Here is a 2,678-nt window from a genome sequence, read left to right as displayed (position 1 = left end):
GGGCAGGTCGACAGCGCGAACCGACGTGATCCAGTCGGTGACCTTGACGTCGTTACCCTCCTCCGGTGTCGGAAGTTGCGCAAACTCTCTTGTCAGGCAGGCGAGGTCAGTCATCTCGGGGCAGGCCTCGGTGAGCCCCCCAGCAGTGCCGCGTCCATGTCGCGCAGGTTCTCGGGGGAGCTGAGAAGGAGGCGGGCGAAGCGCCGTGGGGTGGTGATGGGTTGCCGCCCTCGGCGCGGCCCTGCGCGAGGTAGCGGACCAGGAGGTTCGCGCTGCCGGTGTAGCCAGCTCCTTGATCTCACGCAGCAGGCGGGTGACGGGTACCTGGCGGGCGACGACGGCCGGGGCTTCTCCACCTACGGCTGGGACACCCCCGAGGGCCTGCGGGCCTACGTCAAGGCCTGATACGGCCGACCGCCAGCGGTGCCCATCTGTGACCGGCTCACGCGTCGATACCTCCTCGTCCGACTCAGGCCGCAACGAGTGGGGAGCCCACACGCACGCGAGCCGGAACGTCGACCGCGTCGGGCACGGTCAGGCCAAGAAGCTTGGCGACCTCGATGGTGGACACTCGGTACGCGCGGCCCGCGCGGATCAGCGGCACCGGGTACTGCCCGCTGCGGGCGAGCGCGTAGCCGGTCGTGCGCCCAAGCCCGAGGGCCTGGTTGGCGGTGTCCAGGTTCACGCAGGTCGGAAGGTTGATCAGCTCAGCGATGGTCATCGCCGGGTGGAACTCGCTGGCAACACCGGGACGGGCGTCCATGGGGATCTCCTGGTCATCTGGCTGCGTCGGTGTTCCCCGACAGAGAAATTGGTATCACATGCTCACCAAATGAGCGGGCGACATGGAATACTGCTCACCCATGGAGCAGAGTGAATGGACTACCGCCCTGGCGACCGCAACGGGCGCCGCCATCCGAAGTCGCCGAAAGTCCTTGGGGCTGAGCGCCGACGCGCTCGGCAAGCGATGCGCTGACCTTGGCGTCGCCATCAACCGCCAGGTCATCTCCCGAATGGAGGCCGGACAACGCGAGCTGAGTCAGGGCGAGGTCCTGGTCCTCGCCCGGGCGCTTGAGATGCCCCCGGTCGCGCTGATCGTCCCGCTGGACCAGGAACCTACCGTCCACGCGACCCCCACGCTTGAGCTGCCGACGGCAGAAGCGCTCGTCTGGGTCACCGGCGAAGAGCCATCCGATGCCGGCAGCCAGCCGCAGGCCGTGCTCCTCGCCCTTCGCCGGCACAATCGGCTCGTCCGCACAACCATGCTGTCGACCGGGCAGGCAGAGGAACGAAGGCGGGACGCGCAGCTTGCCGACCCGGACGACTACCAGCGGGTCAACGAGGCCGCCAAGCAGTTGGAGGACGTCGCGCACCGCGATCGTGTGGACGTCCTCGCCGCCCGCCGCCAGTTGCGGGAGATGGGCGCGTTTCCGCCGCCGCTTCCGCCCACGATCGCGTTCGTCGACCCGGAGGACTCGTGAAACCCCTCAAGGGCTCCGTCAACCGCCGCTGCGGTTGCCGCAACCCGGAGACCGGCCTCCAGTGGGGCGCTTCCTGCCCGAAGCGGCGCAACTCGCGCCACGGCCTCTGGTACGTCGACCAAGAACTGGCTCCCGGTAAGACGGAGGACGGCCTCGACCGTCGCCGCCGCTACCGGAAGTCCGGCTTCGAGACCAGCGCCAAGGCGACGACGCACCTCAACTCGGCCAAGGCCCTGCTGGCGATAGCCGGCGAGGACACGACCGCGCGCACCACGATCAGCGACCTGCTGGAGCAGTGCGCGAAGCACGACAAGCCTCTCCCCGACTACGACGACCTGCGGCAGCGGCACCAGGACCAGCAGGACCTTGCCTCGGAGATGACGGTCGGGCAGTGGCTCGACCGGTGGATCAAGGGCAAGAAGTCGCTGCGCCCGCGCGGGGCGGAACGCTACGAGGTGGACATCCGCTGCCACCTCAAGCCCCATCTCGGCGAGCTGAACGTACGCAAACTGCGGGTGGACCACGTCACGGAGATGTTCGACGCCATCGCCTCGAACAACATCGAGCTGGAGGCAAACAACAAGGCCCGTCGCGCCCTCCTCGACCTGCTCAAGACGGTCCCCAACAAGGGCCAGGAGAACCGCGCCCACCGGAAGGAACTTCGAGAGCAGCTCGCACAGCTGCCCCCGTTCCGGCGGCTGACGAAGGCGCCGACCCACCGCAACATCCTCTCCACCCTGCGAGCGGCGCTGAACGTCGCGATCGGCCAGAAGCTGATCGCGCCGTTCAACCCCTGCGAGTTCGTCGAGCTGGAGCGCTACGACAACCCCAAGGCGCTGCTGTGGACACCCGAGCGCATCGAGCAGTGGAAGCGCACCGGCGAGAAGCCCTCGCCGGTGATGGTGTGGACCCCCGAGCAGGTAGGCGAGTTCCTCGACTTCCTGGTGACCATCGACCACCGCCTCTACGCGCTCTTCCACGTGATCGCCTTCCGCGGCCTGCGCCGAGGCGAGGCCTGCGGCCTGCGCTGGACCGACATCGACTGGAAGAACAAGCAGCTCACGGTCGCCGAGCAGCTCGGCCAGGACGGCTGGGAGATCCGGGCCGGGGCCCCCAAGACCCGCTCCGGCTTCCGCACGGTCGCCATGGACGTCGAGACCGCCGACGTCCTGCGCGACCAGAAGCGGCGCCAGGCCA

Annotated in this window: 3 protein-coding genes and 1 pseudogene; 2 read left to right on the top strand and 2 right to left on the bottom strand. The window is 68.4% G+C overall.

Annotation, left to right across the window (positions count from 1 at the left end; all coding sequences use genetic code 11):
- Both ACIQVZ_RS42345 and ACIQVZ_RS42340 read right to left on the bottom strand, forming a co-directional pair.
- A pseudogene (locus tag ACIQVZ_RS42345) lies at nt 1-324 on the bottom strand (ISL3 family transposase); the annotation flags it as partial.
- A gap of 145 nt (nt 325-469) precedes the next feature.
- Nucleotides 470-763 carry an integrase gene (locus tag ACIQVZ_RS42340; protein ID WP_402458505.1) on the bottom strand — a complete coding sequence of 98 codons (294 nt, stop codon included), beginning with the start codon at nt 761-763 and terminating at the stop codon, nt 470-472.
- A gap of 100 nt (nt 764-863) precedes the next feature.
- Here ACIQVZ_RS42340 and ACIQVZ_RS42335 point away from each other — a divergent pair, with 100 nt between their 5' ends.
- Nucleotides 864-1,481 carry a helix-turn-helix domain-containing protein gene (locus ACIQVZ_RS42335; RefSeq protein ID WP_402458503.1) on the top strand — a complete coding sequence of 206 codons (618 nt, stop codon included), beginning with the start codon at nt 864-866 and terminating at the stop codon, nt 1,479-1,481.
- The coding region (locus ACIQVZ_RS42330; RefSeq protein WP_402458500.1) for a tyrosine-type recombinase/integrase at nt 1,478-2,678 on the top strand (1,201 nt) is incomplete at its 3' end. The genes ACIQVZ_RS42335 and ACIQVZ_RS42330, both read left to right, overlap by 4 nt.

The sequence above is a fragment of the Kitasatospora sp. NPDC098663 genome (genome assembly GCF_044760075.1).
Lineage (GTDB): Bacteria > Actinomycetota > Actinomycetes > Streptomycetales > Streptomycetaceae > Kitasatospora.
Note: the sequence above shows the minus strand (reverse complement) of the source record. Positions and strands in the feature narration are given on the sequence as shown.